The sequence below is a fragment of the Exiguobacterium aurantiacum DSM 6208 genome, assembly GCF_000702585.1.
GTDB classification, from domain to species: Bacteria; Bacillota; Bacilli; order Exiguobacteriales; family Exiguobacteriaceae; genus Exiguobacterium; species Exiguobacterium aurantiacum.
The window spans coordinates 2,303,976-2,329,973 of the sequence record NZ_JNIQ01000001.1 but is presented as its reverse complement, the minus strand read 5'-3'; the positions used below and the strand labels follow the sequence as shown (position 1 = coordinate 2,329,973).

The window sequence follows — 25,998 nt, the reverse complement described above, 5'->3', positions numbered from 1 at the left end:
ATGACAACAAAGCGAGCCGGTCCATGGACCGGCTCGCTTTCGTGTTAACGGATTGCTTTCGTCTGCTGAATCACTTTGATCATTTGGAGTGATTCGTCTTCAAGTCCTTGGACCGGGAGACCCGCTTCGATGTTGGCGGTAATATAGTCGAGCGTCGAGGCCGTGATGAGCTCGCCTGGGATGATGATCGGGATTCCAGGAGGGTACACCATGATGAACTCGGCCGAGATTCGTCCGACAGCGTTCTCGAGCGGGATCGTCTCCGTCTCTTCATAGAACGCATCGCGCGGGCTGAGCGCGAGCGGAGGGATCTCTGGCAGCATGATCGACAACGAGTCGTTGCCAGACCGCTTGTACACCGAGACGACGTCGCGCATGCCGTCGATCAGTGCTTGGATCGTCGATTCGTTGTCAGCGCTCGTCACGATGAACAACACGTTGAGTAGATCAGACATCTCAACTTCGATACGGTGCGTCTCACGTAAATACTTCTCGACTTCAAACCCGGTGATCCCGAGTTCACGGACCGAGACGAGCACTTTTGTCTCATCGAGCGCGTACGTCGACTCAGAGTGGAGTTCGGTATGGCCGTAGACGGACAAGTGAGGCATCTCGTTGATAGCTGTACGAGCCGTTCGTGCGAGCGTCAAGGCACGTTCGTTCATCGCCTCACCTTTCGTCGCGAGCTGACGACGGGCCGCGTCGAGCGAGGCGAGGAGCAAGTATGACGTCGATGTCGTCGTGATCATCGACAGCATCGCGTGAATTCGTTCAGGTGAGACGAGACCACGGCGCACGTTCAAAATCGAGCTTCCCGTCATCGAACCGCCGAGCTTATGCACACTCGTTGCCGCGACGTCAGCGCCTGCCTGCATCGCTGAGAGCGGCAGCTCGTCGTGGAACGGCAAATGGACGCCGTGCGCTTCGTCGACAAGTACTGGGACGTCCTGGGCATGGGCCACAGCGACAATTCGTTCGAGGTCGCCGGCGACGCCGAAATACGTCGGGTTGATGACGAGGACGGCTTTCGTATCCGGATGCAATTCGAGCGCACGCTCGACGGCGCTCGCCGTGATGCCGTGGGCGATGCCGTACGTCTCATCAAACTCAGGGTGAATGAACACTGGATGCGCCCCTGTAAGAACGAGTGCCGACATGACTGATTTATGGACGTTGCGCGGGACGATGATCTTCTCATTCGGTCCGACGACCCCCATGATCATCGCCATGATGGCACTTGATGTCCCTTGAACCGAGAAGAACGTCTCATCGGCCTGAAACGCCTCGGCTGCGAGACGTTCCGCTTCAGCGATGGCTGCTTTCGGATGGTGCAAGTCATCGAGCGGCGCGATGTTGATCAAATCGATTTTGAGCGCGTTCTCCCCGATGAAGTCACGGAACTCCGGGTCCATCCCTTTTCCGCCTTTATGGCCGGGAATGTGGAATGCGATCGGGTTCGTGTCGACGTGCGTGAGCAACGTGTCAAATAACGGTGTCTCGAGCTGAGTAGCAGCTTTAAGTTTCAATAGTAAGCCCTCCTTGGAATCAGTTTGTGTATGAGGTCGGTCTTTCAAATCATGCTATATGTCTTTCCCCAATTATTGTTCGTGAACGGTCATAAAAAACGATGCAACAAAAAAACTATAGAGATTTCCACCTCAACTTGCAATAGTTTTTTTTGTTGATACAATGGGTGTCGAGGTGAACAATATGCAAATCAATTATCCGATCAATCCAGACTGGACGACAGAAGAGCTTATCGACGTCGTCGAGTTTTACAATCAAGTCGCACTCGCGAATGAAAGTGGCGTCGATCGTGAAGCGTTCTTGGACGCGTATCGGTCGTTCAAACAAATCGTGACATCCAAGTCAGAAGAGAAACAATTGAGTGCGGTACACGACGAACAGACCGGATACTCTACCTATCGTACGGTCCAAGCGGCGTTAAAATCAAATACGAAGATTCTAAAGCTATGAATCGGAAAAGCATGAGAGAACAGAATCGTTTTCTTATGCTTTTTTGTTAATTCTTGCAGAAATAGGGTACATATCACTAACAGTTAATTCAGGTTTAGGACTGGTTGAAGTGGGAATATACTCACTAAGATAAAAAATTCAAAATAGTCAGACAATTATCTTTCTTTTTTGAATCTCATCTGATATACTCAATTCAACTTACTAAACCGTAACTTGTAGCCCAACTAAAGGAGTGTGGCATCTCATGAAACAAGTGATCGAGGCATTCAAAAGAAAAGACGCAGAAAAAAGAATTCCGGTGCTGCGCTTAGAGATTGATTACGAATTGGCAACGCTCTTCGATGCGATGGCGTCACAAGATGATGCCACTGTCCAGGCTAGCAAGCATCGGTTAGAGAAGTACCGCCAAGAACTTTTGCGTCTCGAAGCCTGACCCACAACCACCCATTCAACCAGTATTCCATGCGAATACTGGTTTTTGTTTGGTACAATACGTATAGAGGTGATTATCATGCTGGAATGGTTTGCAATCGACTTGATCAAACAAGCGGGAGAATACATTCGACTTCAAATCGATGAGAGTTATCGCATCGAACGAAAGACGGGGAAAGGCGACTTAGTGACGGAAATTGACCGCGCTGTCGAACAGTTGATCGTCGATCGGATCCGTGAAGCGTATCCCGACCATCACATCGTCGGAGAAGAAGGCATTTCCACCGAGCCTGACGACTTGAAGGGGACGGTCTGGTTCGTCGACCCGATTGACGGAACGCTCAATTTCATCCATCAAAAACGGATGTTCGCAATCTCGGTCGCGGTCATGGTCGATGAAGTCATCGAATATGGTTTCGTATACGACGTCATGGCCGACGAGCTGTTCGTCGCTCGTCGAGGTCATGGGGCGACGTTGAACGGCAGAAAACTGACGACCATTCATGAGCATCACGTCCGCGATGCTTTCCTTAGCATGAATGCGACGTGGGTCACACCGAATCAACAAATCGCACCAGAAATCCTCGCGCCCATCGTGCGCGACTCGGTCGGCACACGAGCGCACGGGGCGGCCTCGCTCGAACTCGCCTGGCTCGCCGCAGGTCGTGTCGATGGATATATTACGATGCGAAATATGCCATGGGACTATGCGGCGGGAAAACTGCTCGTCGAAGAGGTCGGGGGACGGGTCGTCTCCTTATATGGGGAGCCGGTCCGCTATGATGGCAAGACGTCGGTGCTCGCCGGCAGCGAGACGTTCGTCAAGGATGTCGTCAAACATTACGTCATCGCCAAAGGGGCCGCTCTAGAAGCGAGACCGGACTTGACGGTAACGTCGAATGAATCGTATGACCGGGTGCGCGACTTGCTCGTGTTGGCGAACCCTCACGAAGAAATGGTGCGGGAACAGTACGAGACGGGCAAGACGTACGAGGCGATGCTCGGGGGAGAGCTCGTCGGGGCTTATATGCTCGTCCGGCGGAACGACGACTTGATTGAGCTCGTCAATATCGCCGTCAAACCCGATCGCCAAAATCAAACGATCGGACAACGAATGCTTCAAGACGCAATCCGTCGGGCCGAACAGACGGGAGCACGGCACATGCTCGTCTGTACCGGCAATTCGAGCATCGTTCAACTTCGATTTTATCAACAAGCCGGTTTCCGTTTCGACTCCGTCGAGCGGGACTACTTCCCGAACCATGGCTACGCAGCGCTCGAAGAAGACGGCCTGCCGTTACGGGACCGCATCTGCCTGACTCGTGAACTGTAAAACAAAGGCCCGGGCGACGTTGCCCGAGCCTTTGTTTTATGGACGTCGATCTGTGAGGATGCGGCGACGCAAATTGATTCCAAATACAGTGGCGACCGCACTTAAAGCGAGACTACCGATAATGATGGCGGCACTTCCTTCGGCGACGCCGACGCCGATGCCGACAAAACCGGCAACGACAGCGATGGCGATGAGTACGAACATGGCTTGCATGGAGATTCCCCCTTTTTTCTATTCTTCTCTATTGTATGCAAAAAGACTGCAAATGGAAACGGTAACAGGCAATATCACTCGACAAAGGTAGTAGAACGTGTGCTATACTCTTTAAGTTGAATAAAAGATGAAACTTTTTTAAATAAGAGAGGACTAACTACATGAACGTAAGAACAAACCTTCGGAACGTCGCGATCATCGCCCACGTTGACCACGGTAAAACAACGCTAGTCGATGAATTGTTGAAACAGTCTGGTACATTCCGGACGAATGAAATGGTCGCAGAACGCGCCATGGACTCGAACGATATCGAACGTGAGCGCGGAATCACGATTCTCGCGAAAAACACGGCAATCGATTATAAAGACACGCGCATCAACATCGTTGATACGCCAGGTCACGCCGATTTCGGTGGAGAAGTAGAGCGAATCATGCGTATGGTTGACGGCGTAATCCTCGTCGTCGATGCACGTGAAGGTTGCATGCCGCAAACACGTTTCGTATTGAAGAAAGCACTCGACCAAGGTCTCCGTCCAATCGTTGTCGTTAACAAAATCGACAAGCCGATGGTCCGCCCACTCGACGTTGTCGACGAAGTCGTCGACTTGTTGATCGACCTTGGAGCAGATGAAGATCAACTTGAATTCCCTGTCGTCTACACGTCAGCAGTCAGCGGTTCAAGTTCGTTCGATCCTGATCCAGAGAAGCAAGAAGAAACGATTACGTACGTGCTCGATACGATTCTTGAGAACACACCGGCGCCAATCGATAACTCGGATGAGCCGCTTCAGTTCCAAGTGACGATGCTCGACTATGACAACTACCTCGGTCGAATCGGTGTTGGCCGCGTGTTCCGTGGAAAAATCAAAGTCGGCGAGTCAGTGTCACTTTGCAAAACGGACGGATCGATCAAACAACTTCGTGTCACGAAATTGTTCGGTTACTTCGGCCTCAAGCGTGTTGAAATCGAAGAAGCTAAAGCGGGTGACTTGATCGCCATCGCCGGGATGGAAGACATCAACGTTGGTGAGACGGTCACGCCGGTCGGTAAAGAAGAGCCACTTCCGCTCCTTCGCATCGACGAGCCGACGCTTCAAATGCGTTTCATGACAAACAACTCACCGTTCGCAGGACGCGAAGGCGATTTCGTGACAGCACGTAAAATCGAAGAGCGTTTGATGAAACAACTGGAGACGGACGTTTCACTCCGTGTCGAAAATACAGATTCACCTGACCAATGGGTCGTTTCAGGACGCGGTGAGCTTCACCTCGGGATCTTGATCGAGAACATGCGTCGTGAAGGCTACGAGCTTCAAGTTTCGAAACCACAAGTTATCATCCGTGAAGACGAAGATGGTACGAAAATCGAGCCGTTCGAACGCGTCATCATCGACGTGCCGGAAGAGTACACTGGTTCAGTCATGGAATCGATCGGTCTCCGTAAAGGTGAACTTGCGAACATGAACACGAACGACAACGGTCAGACGCGTATGGAATTCATCGTTCCGTCACGTGGTCTCATCGGATACCGTAACGAATTCTTGTCAGCGACACGCGGATACGGAATCTTGAACCACACGTTCGAAGAGTACCGTCCGTTCATCTCTGCTGATATCGGTGGCCGCCGCAGTGGAGTCATGGTTTGTATCGAGCCTGGTAAGTCAACGGCTTACTCGATCGGTGCCCTTGAAGACCGTGGGACGATCTTCATCGAGCCAGGTACGGACGTTTACGAGGGAATGATCATCGGTGAATGCAACCGTGACGTCGATCTCGCAATCAACGCCGTCAAAGGGAAACAATTGACGAACATGCGCGCGTCTTCTAAAGACTCGACTCAAGTGTTGAAGCGCCCACGCGTCTTCTCGCTTGAAGAATCGCTCACGTTCTTGAACGATGACGAGTACTGTGAAATCACACCGGAGTCGATTCGTCTCCGTAAAAAAGTCTTGAACAAGAACGAACGCGAGAAAGCAGACAAGCGTCGTAAACTTGGTAAAGAATAAGTGACAAAGGGAGCGCCTAGGCGTTCCCTTTTGTTTTGGATAGTGTAGAATGAATGTGTATGAATTGAAGGGGGATTATCAGCTTGAAAGCTTCTCAAACGATGGACATCACACAAATTGACGTACCGTGGATCGCCTCGCTGTTAGGGGTCGGCACTGACCCGAATGATCTGTCAGTCGGGTTCAACGCGTTGATCATCACGGTCATTGTTTTGACGATCCTTGTGTTCAAACTAGGTTTTGCGAAACAGTTGACGTGGTGGAAGTCACTCGTCGTCTATACGTTGCTCGCACTTGGGGCCGGCACGATGGCGCTCGTCTTCTTCACATGGCCGATTCCAGAAGTGCTCGCCGTCATGGCCGTCGTCTTGGCGATTTATCGCGGACGCCTCTGGTGGAACCGCCGCCAAGGCATCGAATCACATTAAAAAATGGACGTCCCGCAAGTGCGGGGCGTCCATTTTTGGTTACCATCTCCGCTTTTGGCGGAACGATGGATATAAGTTGAAGTGACCGGTCGCATTCCGCTCTGCCGTTCGTTCGGAAATACGTTCTTGGCACGTTTGGCACATATACGTTTTGGCCGGTTTGTTGCGAAGTCGTTTCGCTTCGAACGACCACGAGTCAATCGTTTCGACTTTGTCACAAAGAGAGCACTTTACGCGCATGGTCTCACCTTCCTCTTTCTTGATTATAGCATGATTTCACGATAGAAAAGCAGGGAATGAATGAGGTAAGGGCGAAAGCAATTCATATACCCGTGGAGGAGGGGAGTGTATGGCAAGTAAAGCGATGTTTGAGTTGTCTGACGCGCAACAGAATGCCTTGAACGATATGCCGTTATCGATTTTAGTCGCGTTCGACGAAGCGAAGCGATGGCCGACGACACATGCCATCAGTTGGGTGCAGGCCCCGACGCGACAGACGATTCGGTTCGCCCTGACGAAGAATTCACATTTGATTACGCTATTGCGACAAGAAAAAACAGCGAGTCTCGTCTTTATCGAAGACGGCTCGGCGTACAATGCGACGTTATCTCCGGTCGCCGAATTTGAACCCGGTGTCGTGCCGGCGCTACACCTTCGCTTTTTTGAAGGCCGTGTCGAAGAAGTCCGAAACATCTCATTCTACGGTGCGACGTTCGGACAACCCGAAATCGTCAAGACGTACGATGCAGAAGCAGCAGAAAAGTTGGACCGTGAAGTCAAGGCAAGCTTGAACTCTTGATCACCAACAATTTGCGAGGGGCGGCAAAGTCTATGAAAAAAACATATGTGCTCGATACGAACGTACTGCTACACGATCCGCTATCATTATTCCAATTTGATGAGCACGATGTCGTCATCCCGGCGATCGTCTTAGAAGAGCTCGACGGGAAGAAACGCAACATGGACGAGGTCGGACGTAACGCCCGAGAGACGGCGCGTGTCCTTGACCAACTCCGGACGAGCGGTAAACTCCATGACGGGGTGCCGCTTGAGAACGGCGGCCGGTTGTTTGTCGAGATCGGACATGAGCATACGGTCGACTTCCCGTTCGACGTCATGACGAACGACAACCGTATCTTGACCGTCGCGCTTGGATTAATGAAACAATATGAGCACGACCATAACCGTAAAGTCGTCGTCGTCTCGAAAGATATACTCGTCCGTGTCAAAGCAGACGCCATCGGAATCGAGGCCGAGGACTATTTGACGGACCACATCGTTGATACGACAAACCTTTATGCCGGCTACCGGGAGTTCGAGGTCGACCAGTCGATCATCGACGAATTTTATCAAGTCCGGCAACTCCCGGTGTCGGCGCTGTCTAAAAATCCGCTCTACCCGAACTCGTTCGTCGTCTTGAAAAGCAACGTCTCGAAAGCGAGCGCGCTCGCTGTCGTTGACGCGTTGCAACCGATCGTCCGGCCGTTGTCGCTTGACGCCGAGCACGTCTGGGGCATCCATCCTCGAAACGTTCAGCAGCGGATGGCGCTCGATTTGTTGCTCCGTGACGATATCCCGTTCGTGACGCTTCTCGGCAAGGCGGGGACCGGAAAGACGTTGCTCGCGCTCGCGGCCGGTCTGTCGCTCGTCGAAGACGAGCATCGCTTCAACAAGCTCGTCGTCGCCCGGCCGGTCGTCCCTATGGGCAATGACATCGGCTACTTGCCGGGTGAGATGGAAGAAAAATTGCGGCCTTGGATGCAACCGATTTATGACAATTTAGAGTTTCTGTTCAACGCCAACTCAAAAGATGAACTCGGCAACATTTTGGCCGGCATCAAGTCGATTCAGCTCGAGGCGCTCACATACATTCGCGGGCGCAGCATGCCGGATCAGTTCATCATCATCGATGAAGCGCAAAACTTAACGAAACATGAAATCAAGACGATTTTGACCCGGGTCGGGGAGAACTCGAAAATCGTGCTCGTCGGGGACCCGTATCAAATCGACCATCCGTACTTGGATGAGTATTCGAACGGGTTGACGTACGCGGTCGAACGATTCAAAGGACAGAACGTGTTCGGTCACGTGCAACTCATCAAAGGAGAGCGTTCCTCGCTCGCCCGGTTGGCCGCCGACTTATTATAAAGAAAAACGCCGAGCGGCTGCTCGGCGTCAGATTGTTGACTAACAGAATGTTTTCGCTCCTCCTCTTGGCGCCTCCGCTTTCCTAGGGGCGAGCAGGGAGCCGCATCGCGACGTTGTCGCTGCTGGGTCTCCCTCCGCTCGCTGATCCCTCAGGAGTCTCCGGCGCCGTCGGATGAGCGTCGCGAGAGGCCGCCCCTGGGTGGCCTCTCGTCTTTTTCTGAGGCCTCGACGGCCGATAGAAAAAGCCCCCAATGCGGGCTAAAACCTCGAAAAGCGGGAACTGGTATGTATGGATCGTCACCGCCTCCGAACAGGAAGGGGAATCATCATGTACCGAGCCCATATCGCCAAACGCCATGAACCAATCCGCACCGACGCCTCGCTGGGCCAACTGGTCCCGAAAGACCACCTCGTCCGCAAACTCGACCGCCACATCGACTTCTCCATCGTCCACCGGCTATGCGCGCCACTGTATTCAAACACCGGACAGCCCGGCATCGACCCCGAGATCCTCATCAAGATCATACTGCTCGGCCCGCTGTTCAACATCCGTTCCGTGCGACAGACCATCAAGGAAATCGAGACGAACCTCGCGTACCGTTGGTTCCTCGGGCTCGGGATGGACGAGAAAATTCCCGACCATTCGACGATCAGCCAGGCCTATCGACGCCGGTTCGCCGGCACGGACGTCTTTCGACAAATCTTCGAGGACATCGTGGGCCAGGCCGAAGCCCACGGCTTCATTTCAGGGCGCATCCTGATCACCGACTCGACCCACATCCGAGCCAACGCGAACAAGAAGAAGTTCGACAAGGTCGAGGTCGAGCAGGTCGTCGGCGATGTCGAGGACGAGCTTCTCGGCCGGGTGAACGAGGAACGGGCCAAACGAGGAAAAAAGCACTGAAGCCCGCGCGACAGAAGAAGAAGCGTCGACTCATCAAGGTGAGCCGGACCGACCCTGACGCGGGCTATATGTACCGTGACCAGAAGCCGGAAGGCTTTTTCTGGCTGGTGCACCGGACGGTGGACGCCAAGCACAACCTCATCGTCGATGTGCACGTCACGCCCGGGAACGTGTCGGACAGCACCGTCTATCTTGACCGTCTCGACTATATCCTCAACCGTTTCGCCTATCCGCTCGAGGCGGGCGCGCTCGATGCCGGGTACTACACGACCGAGATCGCGAAGGCGCTCGTCGAGCGCGGCGTTTTCGGCGTCATCGCCTGGCGGCGGTTCGGTGGGAAGAAGGGGATGTTTCGAAAGACGCGGTTCACCTACCTGCCGGACGTGGACGCCTATCTGTGTCCGGCGAAACAGCACCTCACCTATAAGACGACCGACCGTCACGGCTATCACCAGTACGCGTCCAATCCTGCCATCTGTCAGAACTGCCCGCTCCTCGAGAAGTGCACGTCAAGCCGATCGCATCGGCACGTCATCAACCGCCACATCGATGAGTCCTACCGCGAAGCGGTGAGCGATAACCGTCTGTCCGCATCGGGCAAGCACCTCTACCGTCTCCGGCCACAGACGGTGGAGCGCTCGTTCGCCGACGGGAAGGAGCTCCACGGTCTCCGCTTCACGTTCTACCGGGGGAAAGAGGCGGTGGACCGCGCCAACCTGGTGGCAGCGACCGCACAAAACATGAAGAAGCTGGCCAACCTGTTGGCCGAAAACGACCGTCTACATAGCATTTTTTCAATTTTATGTCGGGCAGAGCGCCTCGAGCTCGTTGAACACAAAAAAAGACGAACCCATTCGCCAGAAGCGAATGGGTTCGTCAACAGCCTGACGCCGAGCGGCTGCTCGGCGTTTATTTAGGTTTCGGATGCAACACTTGGACGTTCGATTTTTCTAAAAAGGCGTTCGTGAGCATGATAAGCCCGGTCACGACGAACAGTGCCGAAAATCCGAAATGGACGACGATTTGGGAACCGAACAGCGGACCGAGCAGGTTGCCCATGAACTGGGCCGACTGGTTATACGAGAAGATCCGGCCTGTCGCGTAGCTAGGTGTATGTTGACGCAGGAGCGACTGCACCGATGGCATGAGGGCGGCGGTCGCAAAACCGAGGCCGAACCGGAGCAAGACGAGCTGAGTCGTCGACGTCACGAACGCTTGCGGGATCAGCAACGTGCTATAGATGATGAGCGCCCAAAACAAGATTCGTTCCGCCCCGTAGCGGTCGGACAGTTGACCGAGCCGCGGGGCTGAGACGAGCGCGGCGACGCCTGGGGCCGATGCGACGAGACCCGCAAGGAAAGCGAGCGATGTCGTGTACGGATTCAGTTCACGAACGTAAAGCGTCAACAGCGGTCCGATCGACTGTGTCGAGAACGTGATTAAAAATGTCGTCAAAAACAAGCTGAGGATGAGCTGGGGATGGCGGACCGAACGAATGATCGACTTCGTTGAATCGAGTCGTTCGCGCGCCACCGGAACGAAATCCTCTTTGATGAACAAGAGTGTGATCAAGAACGTCACAAAGAGTGCGCTCCCGGTAAAGAGAAAAACGGATCGAAGCCCAATCCAGTCAGCGAGTAATCCTCCAATCAATGGACCGAGGAGGCCACCGGTAATGCTACCGGTCGACAAGGTGCCGAGCGCCCAGCCACTTTTCTCTTTTGGTGTTTGTGAGACGACGAGCGTGATCCCGGCTGAGATGAAGCCAGAGACGGCGCCCATGACGAGCCGGAGCCCGACGAGTTGGTAAACGTCTTGGACGAAGCTGATGAGCGTCATGACGACGGCCATTCCGAGGCTGGCCCGGATGAGCATGAGCTTGCGGCCTTTTTGATCAGCGAGGCGACCCCAAAGCGGGGAGACGAGAGCGGCGACGAGGAACGTGGCTCCGAATGCGATCGCCGACCACGTGACGACGTGGTCGGGGTCGGTCACGCCGAGCTGTTCGATAAAGAGCGGCAAGAACGGCAACACGAGGCTCATCGAGGCCGCCGTCAAAAAGCTCCCGAGCCAAACAATCATTAAATTCTTTTTCCACAGTGGCACGGTAAGCGTCACTTCCTTTCTAGTAATCTACATAGGGTATATCTTACACTTTATGAAGTAAAAAGTCGAAAAAAAAAGAGAAGGCCGAGGCCTTCTCAAATCTCATTCCGGACGATGATATGGTCGACGGCACGGATGCATTGATTGTCATACAGTACATAGACCGGACCGTCGGCGAGCACTTTTCCATCTTTTGAGAACTGCAAGTACACGAGTGGCGCGTCAACGAGTGGAATTGTCAACGTCGTCTCCCCGTAAAAGCTGACGTGCGTCGCCGAGGCGAGCGGTTCTGCGTTTTTCAGGAACGGGGCGAACGGCATCGCGAACGAATCGCGAAGTGCCGCATCTTTATCAGCCCGTGACATCGGTTTGTTATGATCGACACGTGTTCCTTGCGTCAAACCGTCGTCCCATGCTTTCCCCATCTTGGCATAGTAGGTGTCATTGTCGTTCTCGGTTTCCCGATCGAGCTCGTCGACGTTTCGTTTCCGGTCGTCGAAAATCCAGACGGTCGGGTCGATCGTCAGTGCGTGACGAACGGCTCCATCTAGCGGAAAAATCATTGGTATTCCCCCTTTACTAACGATACACTGTACATTATACAAGTTTTACAATGAAAAAGGGAACATGCGAGAAACTCGCTTCGAATCTAGACTGTTCATTGAATTATGATGAAATATAATGTACAGTTGAGTTATGACAAACAGTCTGTCATTGTACGGAGGAGGGGTCGTAGTGGCGACAAATTTGGCTGCAGTCCAGCGGGAGCAAGCGCTTCAATTACTTGAGGCCGATGCTGAAAAAATCCGTTGTCTAATCGAAGTGCAGTTAGAAAACCTAAAAATGCCGAAGTGCCCGCTTTATGAAGAGGTGCTTGATACACATATGTTCGGTCTATCACGCCAAATCGATTTCGCGGTCCGTCTCGGACTCATTTCAGACATTGAAGGTAAGGGACTGCTCGATTCATTGGAACACAAGCTATCTGCACTAGCGGAAGCTTCAGAATTATGAACCTTATACTCAAACTGTGCAAGCGGCGCTGTTTGAGTATTTTTTTATAACAGGTTGCGGATTGCTGTACATAAGGAAGTGAAAAGATGAAAACGAGATTTCAGTATTTTGATTTTACGTTGTTTATCGCCGTACTCATGCTCGTCGGGCTCAGCTCGGTCATGATTTACAGTGCGAGCGTATGGAATCGTGGGGACTATGCGAACAGCAGCCTGTTCTACCGACAGCTCATCTATGTCGGGATTGGGATTTTCGCCTATTTGATCGCGACAATGTTCCGCTACGAAAATTTCCGCAAAACCCACATCTTGTACGGTCTCTATTTTGTTACGGTCGTGCTCTTGTTCGTGACGTGGGCGATGCCGCCGCTTAACGGCGCAAGAGCCTGGCTCGTCGTCGGCGGATTCACGATGCAACCGGTCGAGATCGCCAAGTTCGCGCTCATCTTGCTCTTGGCGAACTATTATCACCAACTGTGGAACGATGAATTGAAAGGATTGCCTGGACGGATCGGACGGGCGGCCATCGTGAAGAAAGGGTGGCGGGCCCAAGTCGGGGCATTCTTCTTGATCCCGTCGATCTATTTCTTTCTCCCATACGCCATCGCCATCAACGGCCAGCCGGACCACGGTGGGTTATTCGTCCTCGGAGCGATCATGTTCATGATTTGGCTCGCAGTCGGTGCGCCGCTGCGTATCATCGTCCCGGCGATCCTTGCCGGAATCGGGTTCGTGTACGTGATGTACACATTCTTCTTCACAGAGAATCAAGTCAGTCGAATCAATGTCGTGTTCAACCCGTTCATGGACCCGGAAGGATACGGGCATCAGCTGCTCATGTCCATCATCTCCATCGTCCATGGCGGATTGACCGGTGTCGGACTCGGGAATAGTTATCAGAAATACGGATACTTACCTGAACCGGAGACGGATTACATCATGTCCATCATCGCCGAAGAATTAGGCTTTATCGGCGTTCTCGTCGTGCTCGCTTTGCTCTTCTTCATCGCGTTTCGCGCCATCAACATCGCCAACCATACGGACAATCACTTTGCGATGTTCGTCTCGTTCGGTATCGCGGCCCAATTGATGGTGCAAACCGCCATCAACATCGGGGCGATGTCGGGTTGGTTCCCTGGGACAGGGGTGACGCTCCCACTCGTCAGTTACGGCGGGACATCGCTCGTCATGACGATGGGTATACTCGGCGTGCTCAGTAGCATCTCGATGCGAAATCGGCACCGGGAAGCGACGAGACGCGCGGAAGTCCGGGAGAAGTCAGAAGAAAATGTTCAAAGCTCATCTTTGCATGTCGTAAGGTAATTCTTGTATACCACTACTAAAATGGGGGGATTTAGTTTGAAACCAATTACTAAGTTGCTTGTAGCCAACCGAGGCGAGATTGCCATCCGAGTATTCCGGGCGGCGTCAGAATTAGGGATGCGCACCGTCGCTGTCTATTCACAGGAAGATAGCGGGTCATTGCACCGCTTTAAAGCCGATGAGGCGTATTTGATCGGGCTTGATAAAAAGCCGATCGATGCGTATCTCGACATCGAAGACGTCATCCGGATCGCGAAACAGTCGGGGGCTGACGCGATCCATCCAGGATACGGATTCTTATCGGAAAACATTGACCTCGCCCGTCGCTGCCGCGAAGAAGGAATCATCTTCGTCGGCCCGAACGAATCGCATTTGCATGCGTTCGGGGACAAAGTCCGGGCGCGTCAAAGCGCGATCGCGGCCGGTCTTCCGGTCATCCCGGGATCTAACGGTCCGCTCACGTCTTACGAGGACGCGCTCGCCTTCGCGAACGAGCACGGCTTCCCGCTCATGGTCAAAGCCTCGATGGGGGGCGGCGGGCGCGGGATGCGCGTCATCCGTTCAGAAGCTGAGATGAAAGATTTGATCGAGCGGGCCAAGTCAGAAGCGAAGCAAGCGTTCGGTTCGGACGAAGTGTACATAGAAAAATTGGTCGAACGTCCGAAGCACATCGAGGTGCAAATTCTCGGGGACGACCACGGCAACATCATTCATTTGTTCGAGCGTGACTGTTCGGTCCAACGTCGTCACCAAAAAGTCGTCGAAGTCGCACCGTGTGTGACGTTGTCGGAACAGTCGCGGCAAGCGATCTGTGATGCGGCGGTCCAACTGATGCGTCACGTCGGATACATTAACGCCGGTACGGTCGAATTCCTCGTCACGGAAGACGAGTCGTTCTATTTCATCGAGGTCAACCCGCGTGTCCAAGTCGAGCATACGATCACCGAGATGGTGACCGGGTTCGATATCGTTCAAACGCAACTCATGATCGCGCAAGGGGAGTCGCTCCACGGCGACGTCATCCACATGCCGAAACAAGAAGACATCAAACTGCTCGGTTATGCGATTCAGTCCCGTGTCACGTCGGAAGACCCGGCCAACAACTTCATGCCGGACACAGGGAAAATCATGGCGTACCGTTCACCAGGCGGCTTCGGTGTCCGACTTGACGGCGGGAACGCGTATGTCGGGGCTGAGATTTCGCCATACTACGACTCACTCCTCGTCAAATTGTCGACGCACGGAATGACGTTCGAACAGGCGGCAGCGAAGATGGTGCGTAACTTGAACGAGTTCCGGATCCGTGGCATCAAGACGAACATCCCGTTTTTGATCAACGTGATGAAACATCAGAATTTCATTAGCGGCGATTACAACACGTCGTTCATCGATGAGACACCGGAACTGTTCGTCTTCCCGAAACGGAAAGACCGCGGGACGAAACTTCTGAACTATATCGGGGACGTCACCGTGAACGGCTTCCCAGGCGTCGGTTTGAAAGACAAGCCGATCAGCCGCTCGGTCCGCATCCCGCACGACCTCCCCGCCGAGGCGAAACCGGGAACGAAACAAATTTTGACGGAGCTCGGTCCGGACGGTCTTGCCGATTGGATCAAACGTCAGCCGGAGCTTCTCTTGACCGATACGACAATGCGTGACGCCCACCAGTCGCTGCTCGCGACACGGATGCGGACGCAAGACATTTTGAACATCGCCGAACCGACGAGCAAGCTCATGCCGGAGCTGTTCTCGGTCGAAGCGTGGGGCGGGGCGACGTTTGACGTCGCGTATCGCTTCTTGTCAGAAGACCCGTGGGTCCGACTCATGCGTCTCCGTGAGAAGATGCCGAACGTGTTGATTCAAATGCTCTTACGCGGGGCGAACGCCGTCGGCTATAAAAACTACGCGGACAACGTCATCGAGAAGTTTGTCCATGAAGCGGCATACGCCGGTGTCGACGTGTTCCGTATTTTCGATAGCTTGAACAACATCGAATCGATTCAACTCGCCATCGATGCGACACTGCCGACCGGGAAAGTCGCCGAGGCCGCCATCTGTTACACGGGCGACCTATATGACGGCAGCCGTCCGAAGTATCATTTGCCGTACTATGTCGACTTGGCGAAACAACTCGAGGCGAGCGGGGCCCATATTCTAGCGATCAAAGATATGGCCGGTCTGCTCAAGCCGGAATCCGCGTACGCACTCGTCTCGGCGTTAAAAGACGCCGTTGACTTACCGATTCACTTGCATACGCACGACGCTTCGGGGAACGGGATCTTCACGTACGCCCGGGCGACGGATGCGGGCGTCGATATCGTCGACGTCGCGGCGAGCTCGATGTCTGGCATGACGTCACAACCTTCGGGCGGCAGTTTGATTTATGCGCTCGACCACCACGAACGCCAGCCGAAAGTCGATGTGAAGCATTATGAGGTCATCAGCGACTACTGGCAAGACGTGCGTCACAACTACGAGCCGTTCGAGAGCGACATGCGCGCGCCGCACCCATCGGTGTATGAGCATGAGATGCCGGGTGGCCAGTATTCGAACTTGCAACAACAAGCGAAAGCGGTCGGTCTTGGCGACCGTTGGGGCGAAGTGAAGGCGATGTACGCCCGCGTCAACATGTTGTTCGGCGATATCGTCAAAGTGACGCCGTCGTCGAAAGTCGTCGGGGACATGGCACTCTTCATGGTCCAACACGATTTGACGGAGCAAGACGTCGTCACGCGCGGCCACCAGCTCGACTTCCCGGATTCGGTCGTCGAGATGATGCGCGGCGAACTCGGGACGCCTCCGGGCGGTTTCCCGGCTGATGTGCAACAAGCCATCTTGAAAGGGGAGGCACCGCTCGACGTCCGTCCAGGTAAACTGATCAAGCCGTACGACTTTGAAGCGGCACGGACCGAGTTGTTCGAGAAGTTCGAGCGTCCGGTCACGGACTTTGAGTTGCTCGCCCATGCGCTCTATCCGAAAGTGTACGACGATTACATTAAGCACACGAACACGTACGGTGATGTGTCGGTGCTCGATACGTTGACGTTCTTCTATGGATTGAATGTCGGCGAGACGATCCAAGTCGAAATCGAGACCGGAAAGACGCTCATCATCAAACTCGTTCAAGTGAGCGCGGCGAACGAGGACGGCATCCGTCTCGTCTCGTATGAGATGAACGGGGTGCCGCGTGAAATCGAAATCAAAGACGTCAACGTGAAGTCGGCGACGACGAGCCGTCCGAAAGTGGACCGGTCGAACCCGAAACAAGTCGGTGCGTCAATGCCGGGGTCGGTGTTGAAAGTACTCGTCGAGCCAGGCAGCCGGGTTCACCGCGGTGAACAACTACTCGTCACCGAGGCGATGAAGATGGAGACGACGGTTCAAGCGGCGCAAGACGGAGAAATCAAAGCGATCCATATTAAAGAAGGCGACACACTCCAAAGTGACGACTTGTTAATCGAGTTTGTATAATGGGAAGAAGCATAGCAGAGCTATGCTTCTTTTTTAGATAGGGGAGAGAAATATGAGACGAGTATGTTGGTTCCGGTCAGACTTTCGACTGAGTGATAATCATATGTTACATCGGGTTTTGAAAGACACGGAGGAAGGGGACGAGGTGGCGTTCGTATTTTGGCTTAACCCGAAATACTGCGATCCGTTCGATACGCGGCATGACTATTACTTCTCGACGATGAAGCGTTTTATGGACGACTTAGAAGAGCACGGCCTCGGTCTTCGAGTGATTGTAGCCGAGACGGCGGAGGAGTTCGTCGATCAGCTCGGAGAGGTGGGTGCACTTTATTTTAACGCGGAGTATGTCGAACCGTTCAAACAACGGGACGACAACGTCATCGGGTCACTCGGGGACGACGTGCTCGTCGTCCGGTTGCTCGATCGCCATTTGTTCGCGCCGAACGCTTTCACAAAAAAAGATGGCGACCCGTACAAAGTGTATACACCGTTCAAAAAGGCAGCCTACGAAGAGATGCCGCCCAAACCGTATGAAGTGAATCGTGACCGTTTGAAACGACTCGTCACGACAAAAAACGAAGCCCCGTCTGAACTGAAGAAGCAGTTCGACCGCTGCGAGCGGGAATGGAAAGCGCTCGGGGAGACGGCCGCGAAACGACGGCTGACCGACTTCGTGGACGAACGGATCAACCAGTATGACGAAGACCGCGATATCCCGTCCATCGCCGGGACGAGCCGATTGTCCCCGTATTTGCGGACCGGTGTCTTGTCGATTCGGACCGTCGCCGACGCCGTATTGGCCGCACCGAAGTCAAAAGGACGTGACACGTACTACGATGAACTGTTGTGGCGCGAGTTCTACTATATGATCATGGTCCAATTCCCGGGCCTGAAAGACCGGCCGTTCAACGACAAGTATAAGCACCTCGACTGGGAGGACAACGAGGAACAGTTCGACCGTTGGTGCCGAGGCGAGACCGGCTATCCGATCGTCGACGCCGCGATGCGCCAATTGAACGAGACGGGTTGGATGCACAACCGGCTCCGCATGATTGTCGCCTCGTTCTTGTCGAAGCACCTCCTCATCGATTGGCGTAAAGGGGAGCGTTACTTTGAACGGAAATTGATCGACTATGAGGCCGCCTCGAACGTTGGCGGTTGGCAATGGGCCGCCTCGGTCGGGACGGATGCCGTACCGTACTTCCGTATTTTCAATCCGACGATTCAATCGGAAAAGTTCGACAAAGACGGGACGTTCATCCGAAAGTTTGTGCCTGAGCTGGACCATCTCGACGCGAAGGCGATTCATTTTCCGGACGCGAGCGAGCGGGGTGGCTATACAGATCCGATCGTCGACCATAAGGCGGCACGAGCGCGGGCGCTCGAGCGCTTCAAAGAGGCCCAGTGAATAGAAAAGGACGACCTTCTAGAGACAGAAGGTCGTCCTTTTCTTATAGTCCGATTAACCGATATCTCGCTGAGCGAGTCCGGCGCGCCGTGTACTCCGATACGCATGATACGCCAAATAGGAGATGATGCCGAAGTAGCAAGTGATCAAGAACGCGTGCAACAACGGGACGTACGTGGCGTGTCCCCCAAGGACGATCCACGCCCCGGTGCCGACTTGGAGCAAGATGAAGAATAAAGATGCCCACATGCCGCGTTCGACGAGACGGTTCGTCTCACGACGCGCTAAGTAAAGAACGTATAACGTGTAGAAGACGAGAAGAGCCGCCATGATGCGGTGGCCCATCTGCACCCATGATTCGAACGTCCATACTTCTTGCGCGCAGATCGGCCAGCCGACGCAAGCGTACGTGGCGCCGAGGTGACGGACGTAAGCGCCCGTGTAGACGACGACCATCGTATAAATCGTCAGTCCGTACAAATGAATCTTTAATTTTTCGGATACGGCTTTATGGACCCGTTCCCCTTCGAATAACAGAATCGTCAAGATGAGGAGAGACGCGAACGAGACGAGCGAGATCCCGAAATGGAGCGCGAGAATCGCGTCCGACTGTTGCCAGATGACGGCACCGGCGCCGATGATCGATTGGATCAACATGAAGATGAACGCGAGAAACGCGAACACTTTGACGTCGAACCGGTTTTTGACGACCGCGAACGTCCAGATCGTCAAGGCGATGATGAGTAAGCCCTCGATGCCGGACACGACCCGGTGGCTATATTCGATCATCGTCTCGACGCTCGGGTTTGTCGGGATCAGTTTCCCGTGACAGAGCGGCCAATCGGTGCCGCAACCGTCTCCCGAGTCAGTCTTCGTCACGGTTCCACCCATGATGAGGACGAGCATCATTCCGAGGGTGACAAACCCTGAGAAGAGTGCGAGTTTTTTATGCATTCGTTACCACCTGCTTTTGAGAAAAATCACAACAATTGCGCCTTGTCAGTTCTTATTTTTTTCGCCATACTTATTATACGGCTTTCGTTCCGAAAAACGAAACGGAAAAGCTTGCAATCGCTATCAAAATCGTTATTCTAGTATTAGTAAAGCGAATTTACTGTGATATTTATCACACGTTCGTCACAAAAAACTCGCTATTTTACAAGCATAAACGACGTATTCTTTTTAAAAATATGGTATCTTTGTTATGAGTTAGGTGTACTTTGCTTATATTGTGTTTTTTCTGTGAAAAGAATACGAGGATTTCGTGATTATGTGGGGGGGTCAGTATGACAAAAGTCAACCCAGGAATGATGGCAGAAGTAGAATATACAGAATCCGCCTCATTCCGTGACTATGTTGCTCTCGCAAAAATGGGAATCGTCCGCGCCAATCTTTTATTGGTGTTCGCCGGTTTCTTCGTGGCAGCAACATATCAGAGTGATACGCCGGTACTTTATTTATTTGAAGTCTGGCCACAGCTCTTATTAACTATGTTAGGCAGCGCACTCGTCATTTCCGGGAGTTGTTACCTAAACAACTTCGTGGACCGTGATATCGATTACTTGATGGGACGTACAGACGATCGACCGAGTGTCACCGGTAAGATTTCAGGAGAGCGCATCTTGCTCCTCGGATTGACGCAACTTGCGGTCGGGACATTCATGTTGTTGATCGTGTCGTATGTGGCAGCGGTATTCGGTTTAATCGGGGCATTTTTTTATGTCGTCATCTATACGATGTGGCTGAAACGGACACACACGTTGAACACGGTCGTCGGCAGCATCTCCGGAGCGGTCCCGCCGCTCATCGGTTGGGCAGCCATCGATCCCGCGCTTCACATTGATGCGTGGCTCATGTTCCTCGTCATGTTCTTGTGGCAACCGCCACACTTCCTCGCGCTCGCGATGCGACGTGTCGAAGAATATCGAGCGGCCGGCATTCCGATGCTGCCCGTCGTCAACGGTTTCGCCATTACGAAGCGCCAAATCATTTGGTGGATCGCGACGCTCATTCCGGCATCGCTCCTCTTTATGCACTACGGTACGGTCTACGTCATCATCGCGGCCGGTCTCGGGGGCTACTGGTTGTATCTCGGTTTAAAAGGATTTAAAGCCGAAGATGAGATCAAGTGGGCGAACAAAATGTTCTTCTTTTCATTAATTTATTTAGTCGTGTGGATTGTCGCACTCATGCTGACGGCACTGCCTTCGTCATGACGGCACTTTGATAGTCACACTCACTATATAGAAACCTTTGCACATCATTTTGGGAGAAAGTGGGGATTGTTGTGAAATCATTTAAGAAGCTTCTGTTTGGCATTGTCCCGATGATGATGTTCGCGATCTTATTATCAGGTTGCGGCGTTGAGGGATTGTCTGCATTGAAGCCGATGGGGGAAGGCGCTGAAATTCAGCTCCGGATCATTCTCATCAGTTTGGCAATCATGCTCTTCGTACTCGTCATCGTTACGGTCATTTATGTGTACGTCCTTCTAAAGTTCCGTCGGAAAGATGATTCGATTCCGAAGCAAGTCGAAGGAAGTAGCACGCTCGAATTGATTTGGACAGTCGTCCCGATCATTTTACTTATCATTCTCGCTGTACCGACGATCACGACGACCGTCGAGCTCGCGAAAGCGAAAGAAGCGAAAAAAGAAGAAGAAATCAACGTCACGGCGAACCTGTACTGGTGGGAGTTCGAATATCCGAACGCCGGTGTCGTCACTGGTCAAGAACTCGTTATCCCGACAGGCAAACGTGTCGGCATCAACTTGACGTCTAAAGATGTCATTCACTCATTCTGGGTACCGGCCTTGTCTGGTAAAACGGATACGAACCCAGGACTCGACAATGAGATGTGGCTCCATGCGAACGAACCTGGTACGTTCTACGGAAAATGTGCCGAGCTCTGCGGTCCGTCACACGCCCTCATGGACTTCAAAGTCATCGCCCTCGACCAAGCTGATTACGATCAGTGGCTTGAGGACATGAAAGCGAAGCAAGATGAAGACGCGGAACGCCTCACAGCGAACAACGAAAACCTCACAGTCGGCGAAGCCGTTTACGTCGAAAGCTGCTTGAGCTGTCACGGGGGCGGGAAAGTCGCGCCGAGCTTGACGAACTATGGTGATCGCGAATGGTTGATCGGCTACCTCGAGAACAACGAGGAAGACTTGAAACAATGGATTCGTGACCCGCAAAGTTTGAAACAAGGCGCACTCATGCCTGGCTTCAGTGAAGGCCAAATCAGTGATGAAGAGTTAGACGCACTCGTTGACTTCTTGTACGATCAGAAGCTTGACTAACGGGAAAAGGGGGATTTCACGTGGCACAGACCACTGCATTGCAGCAACCGCGTAAATACAATGGCATCATGGATTGGATTACGACGGTTGACCACAAAAAGATCGGTATTTTGTATTTGTTCTCAGGGATTTTCTTCCTCCTTCTCGGTGGAATTGAAGCGTTACTCATTCGTTGGCAACTCGTTCGCCCGATGAACGACTTCGTCAGCGGTGAAGTGTTCAACCAGTTGATCACGATGCACGGGACGACGATGATCTTCCTAGCGGCGATGCCGATGCTATTCGGTTTCATGAACGCCGTCGTTCCGCTTCAAATCGGGGCGCGCGATGTCGCGTTCCCGTTCATTAACTCACTCGGTTTCTGGTTGTTCTTCTTCGGGGGAGTCATGCTCAACTTGAGCTGGTTCTTCGGAGCTGCACCGAACGCAGGGTGGACGGCTTACGCGCCGCTATCGACCCAGCCGGAAGCGACAGGTGTCGACTTCTACGCGCTCGGTCTTCAAATTTCAGGTTTTGGTTCACTTATGGCCGGGATCAACTTCCTCGTCACAATTTTGAACATGCGCGCACCAGGCATGAAGCTCATGCGGATGCCGCTCTTCACGTGGACGACGTTCGTCGCTTCGGCATTGATCGTCTTCGCGTTCCCGCCACTTACGGTCGGTTTGTTCATGTTGATGTTCGAGCGACTGTTCGGTGCCGTTTACTTCAACCCGGCGATGGGCGGTAACGTCATCATCTGGGAACACTTATTCTGGATTTTCGGTCACCCGGAAGTATACATCTTGATCTTACCAGCATTCGGTATTTTCTCGGAAATCATTCCGACGTTCGCGCGTAAACGCCTGTTCGGTTACACGACGATGGTATTCGCGACGATGCTGATCGGTTTCCTCGGATTCATGGTTTGGGTCCACCACATGTTCACGGTCGGTCTCGGACCGGTTGCCAACTCGATCTTCGCGGTCGCGACGATGGCGATCGCTGTCCCGACCGGGGTCAAAATTTTCAACTGGCTGTTCACGCTATGGGGCGGTCAAATCAAGTTCAACGTGGCGATGCTCTACTCGGTCGCATTCATTCCTTCATTCCTCGTCGGAGGGATGACTGGGGTTATGCTCTCGGTCGCACCGGCTGACTACCAGTACCACGACAGTTACTTCGTCGTCGCCCACTTCCACTACGTTATCGTAGGTGGGGTCGTCTACGGCCTATTCGCTGGACTGTATTACTGGTTCCCGCTCATGTTCAACAAAGCGCTTTCTGAGAAGCTCGGATACTGGCAGTTCTGGTTGTTCTTTATCGGCTTCCACTTGACGTTCTTCCCGCAACACTTCCTCGGATTGTTCGGGATGCCACGCCGCGTCTTCACGTACCTTCCGAACCAAGGATTTGAGACGTTGAACTTGCTATCGACGATTGGAGCCTTCTTCATGGGTGTGTCGACGATCATCTTGCTCATCGCGGTCGTCAAGGCGTTCATGTCGAAAGAAATGGTCAAACCAGACCATTGGGGTGACGGACGTACGCTAGAGTGGACACTTCCTGTGCCGACTCCAGAGTATAACTTCGCCCAAACACCGCTCGTCAAAGGCCTCGACACGTTCTGGCTCGAGAAGATGGCGGGCAACAAACGGGTCTCTGTCTCTGAACCGGTCACAGACATCCACATGCCGAACAACTCGCTCATCCCGTTCTTCATGTCACTTGGATTGTTCATCGCGGGTCTCGGTGCGATCTTCCAAATGGACAACACGGTTCTCGGTTGGTCACTCATCGGATTTGGTCTACTCATGACGTTCGTGTCGATGTTCATCCGTTCATGGATCGACGATCACGGCTACTACATTCCAAAATCACAAGTCGAAGCGGATTTGAAAGCGATTCGTGAGAAAGGAGAACAATAAATGGCACATGCAGTTGAAAAACACCCGGTAACCGGTATTCCGGCCAATCCAGAGAAAGCCACACTGGAAGGGAAAAATAAATATGTGGCCTTCTGGTTCTTCCTCGGTGGAGAGACTGTCCTCTTCGCCTCGCTATTCGGAACGTATGTCGGCCTGTTAAACTCTGGTGCGCCAGAGGAACTCCGTTCGTATAACATTTTTGAGATGGGGCTCGTCTTCTTCATGACGATGCTCCTCCTCACGAGTTCGCTTACGAGCGTGCTCGCGATGATGAACATGAAAGCGAACAATCCGAGCCGTATGAAGTTTTGGTTGGTCGTCACACTCGTCCTTGGGGCAGGATTCCTTGCGGCTGAGATTTATGAGTTCATTCACTACTACCACATCGGTCACACGTTCACGTCGAGTGCGTTCGGTTCAGCGTTCTATACGCTCGTCGGATTCCACGGCGCGCACGTAACGTTCGGTCTGTTTTGGATCGGGACACTCCTCATCCGTAACTGGAACCGTCCGATCGATGTGTACAACGCACCGAAGTTTTATGTGTCGAGTCTATATTGGCACTTCATCGATGTCGTCTGGGTTTTCATCTTCTCGATCGTCTATCTCTTAGGGATGGTGAGCTAACATGGAAAAACGTCCAATGAACGAATCGCACAAGCAGTTAGAGCTCGAAGTGAAAGCAGAGTCGAGACGTGAGTATCAACTTCAATTGATCAGTTTCGCAATGATGATTTTACTCACATTCGTAGCGTTCGGCGCTGTTTACGCTGAACTCATGCCGGTTTGGGCGGCGGGTGGTTTCTTGATCATCCTCGCCATTATCCAAGTGTTCTTGCAGTTGTACATCTTCATGCATATGAACAACCGTGGCAACACGTGGATCGTCGGGATGATGTGGCTCGGTATCTTTGTCGCCATCATCACGGTCGCGGCACTTCGTTTGCTCATTTGGTAAATGTGACAAAGGATTGAACATCTGTGGAAACACAGATGATTCGGTCCTTTTTGCTTTACTTCAAAAATAAAGGAATAGTAATCTTGAAGTGAACGGTTTCATTGTTATGGGAGAGAGAGAAAAGGGGTGAAGGGATGCTCTGGAATATATCAGAGCTACTCAGGCAGTTCGATTGGATCACGTTATGGAGTCCATTGTTCGGATTGCTCATGGTAGGGCTATACGTCCTGTACGCGGTCGTCACAGAGAAAATGGCGAAGCGGGGATACGAGTCGACCACGTTGCTGCAGAAGTTCAGCATGCTATTTGCCATTGTTTTATACTACATCGGATTCGGAAGCCCGGTCGACGTATTCGCGCACATTATTTTCTCGGTGCATATGTTTCAAATGGTGCTCGTCTATGTACTCGCGCCGGCACTCGTCGTGTACGGGTTGCCGTATTGGGTATTTGAAAAACTATTTAGTTATAAAGTAATCGGGCCGACGTTTCGCTTCATGACGAAGCCGCTCATCGCGCTCATCTTGTTCAACGCGTTGTTCACGTTATACCATATGCCATTCATCTTTGATTACGTGTTGACGAACTATGGCGTGCATCGCGTCTTCCACGGCGCACTCGTCGTCTTCAGTTTGACGATGTGGTATCCGGTCATCGCACCGTTCATCTCGGAAGAAGAGGAAGGGTTGTCCGACTTGAAGCGAATGGTGTACATCATCGCGAACGGCGTATTGCTCACACCCGCGTGTGCGCTTATCATCTTCAGTCATAACATCTTGTACGATGCGTACACGGACGTCGAGACGTTCGCGACGGTGCTCGGCTACTGTATGCCGAACGGTGACGTGTCAGGGCTCGATTTGAACGCGCTCATGGGGGCGACGAATAGCGCGCTTGAAGACCAACGCTTCGGCGGGGTATTGATGAAGCTCGGTCAAGAACTCGTCTATGGCTTCTTCTTCGGCTGGACGTTCTTCGGCTGGGTTCGTCGGACGAAGTCACTCGCGCTCGAAGAAGGCATGTCATTCTCACCACAAGAACAACAAGAGAAAAAATGAGTTAAGTCA

At 52.8% G+C, this 25,998-nt stretch carries 23 protein-coding genes and 1 pseudogene; 18 read left to right on the top strand and 6 right to left on the bottom strand.

Going from position 1 to position 25,998, the window contains the following annotated elements; all coding sequences use genetic code 11:
• Positions 1-44 precede the first annotated feature (44 nt).
• Complete coding sequence (locus P398_RS0112295; protein WP_029335514.1) at positions 45-1,526, bottom strand: aminotransferase class I/II-fold pyridoxal phosphate-dependent enzyme; 1,482 nt, start codon at positions 1,524-1,526, stop codon at positions 45-47.
• A gap of 184 nt (positions 1,527-1,710) precedes the next feature.
• On the opposite strand from P398_RS0112295, the gene P398_RS0112290 reads away from it, so the two are divergent.
• The 3 genes from P398_RS0112290 (at position 1,711) to P398_RS0112280 (ending at position 3,742) form a co-directional block, all read left to right on the top strand.
• Positions 1,711-1,977, top strand: coding sequence for a UPF0223 family protein (locus P398_RS0112290; RefSeq protein WP_029335512.1), 267 nt, complete (start codon positions 1,711-1,713; stop codon positions 1,975-1,977).
• A 244-nt stretch (positions 1,978-2,221) separates the two neighbouring features.
• Complete coding sequence (locus P398_RS0112285) at positions 2,222-2,410, top strand: hypothetical protein (RefSeq protein ID WP_015881266.1); 189 nt, start codon at positions 2,222-2,224, stop codon at positions 2,408-2,410.
• 78 nt (positions 2,411-2,488) lie between these two features.
• Entirely contained in the window at positions 2,489-3,742 is a 1,254-nt protein-coding gene (locus tag P398_RS0112280) for an inositol monophosphatase family protein (RefSeq protein WP_029335509.1), read from the top strand.
• A 36-nt stretch (positions 3,743-3,778) separates the two neighbouring features.
• Here the strand turns inward: P398_RS0112280 and P398_RS16900 are convergent, their stop codons facing one another.
• A complete protein-coding gene (locus tag P398_RS16900; protein WP_024369986.1) occupies positions 3,779-3,955 on the bottom strand; it encodes a DUF5325 family protein in 177 nt (58 codons plus the stop codon).
• 161 nt (positions 3,956-4,116) lie between these two features.
• On the opposite strand from P398_RS16900, the gene typA reads away from it, so the two are divergent.
• Together typA and P398_RS0112265 are read left to right on the top strand one after the other, a co-directional pair.
• The gene (typA, locus tag P398_RS0112270) at positions 4,117-5,961 is read left to right on the top strand and encodes a translational GTPase TypA (protein WP_029335507.1); all 1,845 of its coding nucleotides are present in this window, start codon (positions 4,117-4,119) and stop codon (positions 5,959-5,961) included.
• Positions 5,962-6,044: 83 nt separating this feature from the next.
• Positions 6,045-6,389 carry a YlaH-like family protein gene (locus P398_RS0112265; protein WP_231557545.1) on the top strand — a complete coding sequence of 115 codons (345 nt, stop codon included), beginning with the start codon at positions 6,045-6,047 and terminating at the stop codon, positions 6,387-6,389.
• Between the two features lie 39 nt (positions 6,390-6,428).
• On the opposite strand, the gene P398_RS0112260 is transcribed toward P398_RS0112265, so the two are convergent.
• Positions 6,429-6,629, bottom strand: coding sequence for a YlaI family protein (locus P398_RS0112260; RefSeq protein ID WP_024369989.1), 201 nt, complete (start codon positions 6,627-6,629; stop codon positions 6,429-6,431).
• A 109-nt stretch (positions 6,630-6,738) separates the two neighbouring features.
• Between P398_RS0112260 and P398_RS0112255 the strand changes: the two genes are divergently transcribed.
• The 3 genes and pseudogenes from P398_RS0112255 to P398_RS16635 all read left to right on the top strand — a co-directional run.
• The gene (locus tag P398_RS0112255) at positions 6,739-7,188 is read left to right on the top strand and encodes a PNPOx family protein (protein WP_024369990.1); all 450 of its coding nucleotides are present in this window, start codon (positions 6,739-6,741) and stop codon (positions 7,186-7,188) included.
• 32 nt (positions 7,189-7,220) lie between these two features.
• Complete coding sequence (locus tag P398_RS0112250; RefSeq protein ID WP_029335503.1) at positions 7,221-8,537, top strand: PhoH family protein; 1,317 nt, start codon at positions 7,221-7,223, stop codon at positions 8,535-8,537.
• A gap of 328 nt (positions 8,538-8,865) precedes the next feature.
• Positions 8,866-10,214: pseudogene (locus P398_RS16635) on the top strand (IS1182 family transposase); the annotation flags it as partial.
• Positions 10,215-10,350: 136 nt separating this feature from the next.
• Here P398_RS16635 and P398_RS0112240 read toward each other — a convergent pair.
• Together P398_RS0112240 and P398_RS0112235 are read right to left on the bottom strand one after the other, a co-directional pair.
• On the bottom strand, positions 10,351-11,547 hold the full coding sequence (locus P398_RS0112240; RefSeq protein ID WP_024369992.1) for a multidrug efflux MFS transporter: 1,197 nt from the start codon (positions 11,545-11,547) through the stop codon (positions 10,351-10,353).
• Positions 11,548-11,642: 95 nt separating this feature from the next.
• Positions 11,643-12,110 (bottom strand): hypothetical protein, encoded by a 468-nt coding sequence (locus P398_RS0112235; protein ID WP_029335495.1) that lies wholly within the window; start codon positions 12,108-12,110, stop codon positions 11,643-11,645.
• A gap of 172 nt (positions 12,111-12,282) precedes the next feature.
• On the opposite strand from P398_RS0112235, the gene P398_RS0112230 reads away from it, so the two are divergent.
• From P398_RS0112230 to P398_RS0112215, 4 genes are all read left to right on the top strand, one after another.
• Entirely contained in the window at positions 12,283-12,561 is a 279-nt protein-coding gene (locus P398_RS0112230) for a YlaN family protein (RefSeq protein WP_024369994.1), read from the top strand.
• Positions 12,562-12,647: 86 nt separating this feature from the next.
• Positions 12,648-13,883, top strand: a complete 1,236-nt coding sequence (locus P398_RS0112225; RefSeq protein WP_024369995.1) for an FtsW/RodA/SpoVE family cell cycle protein — start codon at positions 12,648-12,650, stop codon at positions 13,881-13,883.
• Between the two features lie 21 nt (positions 13,884-13,904).
• A complete protein-coding gene (locus P398_RS0112220) occupies positions 13,905-17,354 on the top strand; it encodes a pyruvate carboxylase (RefSeq protein WP_029335494.1) in 3,450 nt (1,149 codons plus the stop codon).
• A 52-nt stretch (positions 17,355-17,406) separates the two neighbouring features.
• Positions 17,407-18,762, top strand: a complete 1,356-nt coding sequence (locus P398_RS0112215) for a cryptochrome/photolyase family protein (protein WP_029335493.1) — start codon at positions 17,407-17,409, stop codon at positions 18,760-18,762.
• A gap of 54 nt (positions 18,763-18,816) precedes the next feature.
• On the opposite strand, the gene P398_RS0112210 is transcribed toward P398_RS0112215, so the two are convergent.
• The gene (locus P398_RS0112210; RefSeq protein WP_029335492.1) at positions 18,817-19,716 is read right to left on the bottom strand and encodes a COX15/CtaA family protein; all 900 of its coding nucleotides are present in this window, start codon (positions 19,714-19,716) and stop codon (positions 18,817-18,819) included.
• Between the two features lie 332 nt (positions 19,717-20,048).
• Here P398_RS0112210 and cyoE point away from each other — a divergent pair, with 332 nt between their 5' ends.
• From cyoE to P398_RS0112180, 6 genes are all read left to right on the top strand, one after another.
• Positions 20,049-20,978, top strand: a complete 930-nt coding sequence (cyoE, locus tag P398_RS0112205; protein WP_024369999.1) for a heme o synthase — start codon at positions 20,049-20,051, stop codon at positions 20,976-20,978.
• Between the two features lie 110 nt (positions 20,979-21,088).
• Positions 21,089-22,066 (top strand): cytochrome c oxidase subunit II, encoded by a 978-nt coding sequence (coxB, locus tag P398_RS0112200; protein WP_034799496.1) that lies wholly within the window; start codon positions 21,089-21,091, stop codon positions 22,064-22,066.
• A 68-nt stretch (positions 22,067-22,134) separates the two neighbouring features.
• Positions 22,135-23,973, top strand: coding sequence for a cytochrome c oxidase subunit I (gene ctaD, locus P398_RS0112195; protein WP_051638958.1), 1,839 nt, complete (start codon positions 22,135-22,137; stop codon positions 23,971-23,973).
• Complete coding sequence (locus tag P398_RS0112190) at positions 23,974-24,600, top strand: cytochrome c oxidase subunit 3 (RefSeq protein ID WP_029335488.1); 627 nt, start codon at positions 23,974-23,976, stop codon at positions 24,598-24,600.
• Between the two features lies 1 nt (position 24,601).
• Complete coding sequence (locus P398_RS0112185) at positions 24,602-24,931, top strand: cytochrome C oxidase subunit IV family protein (protein WP_029335486.1); 330 nt, start codon at positions 24,602-24,604, stop codon at positions 24,929-24,931.
• A 134-nt stretch (positions 24,932-25,065) separates the two neighbouring features.
• Positions 25,066-25,989 (top strand): cytochrome c oxidase assembly protein, encoded by a 924-nt coding sequence (locus tag P398_RS0112180; RefSeq protein WP_024370004.1) that lies wholly within the window; start codon positions 25,066-25,068, stop codon positions 25,987-25,989.
• The last annotated feature ends 9 nt before the right edge of the window (positions 25,990-25,998 follow it).

Bases quoted from the DNA above. Each gene is read 5' to 3' on its own strand.
- P398_RS0112290 (WP_029335512.1), top strand. From the start codon at position 1,711: ATGCAAATCAATTATCCGATCAATCCAGACTGGACGACAGAAGAGCTT.
- P398_RS0112285 (WP_015881266.1), top strand. From the start codon at position 2,222: ATGAAACAAGTGATCGAGGCATTCAAAAGAAAAGACGCAGAAAAAAGA.
- P398_RS0112280 (WP_029335509.1), top strand. From the start codon at position 2,489: ATGCTGGAATGGTTTGCAATCGACTTGATCAAACAAGCGGGAGAATAC.
- P398_RS16900 (WP_024369986.1), bottom strand. From the start codon at position 3,955: ATGCAAGCCATGTTCGTACTCATCGCCATCGCTGTCGTTGCCGGTTTT.
- typA (WP_029335507.1), top strand. From the start codon at position 4,117: ATGAACGTAAGAACAAACCTTCGGAACGTCGCGATCATCGCCCACGTT.
- P398_RS0112260 (WP_024369989.1), bottom strand. From the start codon at position 6,629: ATGCGCGTAAAGTGCTCTCTTTGTGACAAAGTCGAAACGATTGACTCG.
- P398_RS0112255 (WP_024369990.1), top strand. From the start codon at position 6,739: ATGGCAAGTAAAGCGATGTTTGAGTTGTCTGACGCGCAACAGAATGCC.
- P398_RS0112250 (WP_029335503.1), top strand. From the start codon at position 7,221: ATGAAAAAAACATATGTGCTCGATACGAACGTACTGCTACACGATCCG.
- P398_RS0112235 (WP_029335495.1), bottom strand. From the start codon at position 12,110: ATGATTTTTCCGCTAGATGGAGCCGTTCGTCACGCACTGACGATCGAC.
- P398_RS0112225 (WP_024369995.1), top strand. From the start codon at position 12,648: ATGAAAACGAGATTTCAGTATTTTGATTTTACGTTGTTTATCGCCGTA.
- P398_RS0112220 (WP_029335494.1), top strand. From the start codon at position 13,905: ATGGGGGGATTTAGTTTGAAACCAATTACTAAGTTGCTTGTAGCCAAC.
- P398_RS0112215 (WP_029335493.1), top strand. From the start codon at position 17,407: ATGAGACGAGTATGTTGGTTCCGGTCAGACTTTCGACTGAGTGATAAT.
- P398_RS0112210 (WP_029335492.1), bottom strand. From the start codon at position 19,716: ATGCATAAAAAACTCGCACTCTTCTCAGGGTTTGTCACCCTCGGAATG.
- cyoE (WP_024369999.1), top strand. From the start codon at position 20,049: ATGACAAAAGTCAACCCAGGAATGATGGCAGAAGTAGAATATACAGAA.
- coxB (WP_034799496.1), top strand. From the start codon at position 21,089: ATGATGATGTTCGCGATCTTATTATCAGGTTGCGGCGTTGAGGGATTG.
- ctaD (WP_051638958.1), top strand. From the start codon at position 22,135: ATGGATTGGATTACGACGGTTGACCACAAAAAGATCGGTATTTTGTAT.
- P398_RS0112190 (WP_029335488.1), top strand. From the start codon at position 23,974: ATGGCACATGCAGTTGAAAAACACCCGGTAACCGGTATTCCGGCCAAT.
- P398_RS0112185 (WP_029335486.1), top strand. From the start codon at position 24,602: ATGGAAAAACGTCCAATGAACGAATCGCACAAGCAGTTAGAGCTCGAA.
- P398_RS0112180 (WP_024370004.1), top strand. From the start codon at position 25,066: ATGCTCTGGAATATATCAGAGCTACTCAGGCAGTTCGATTGGATCACG.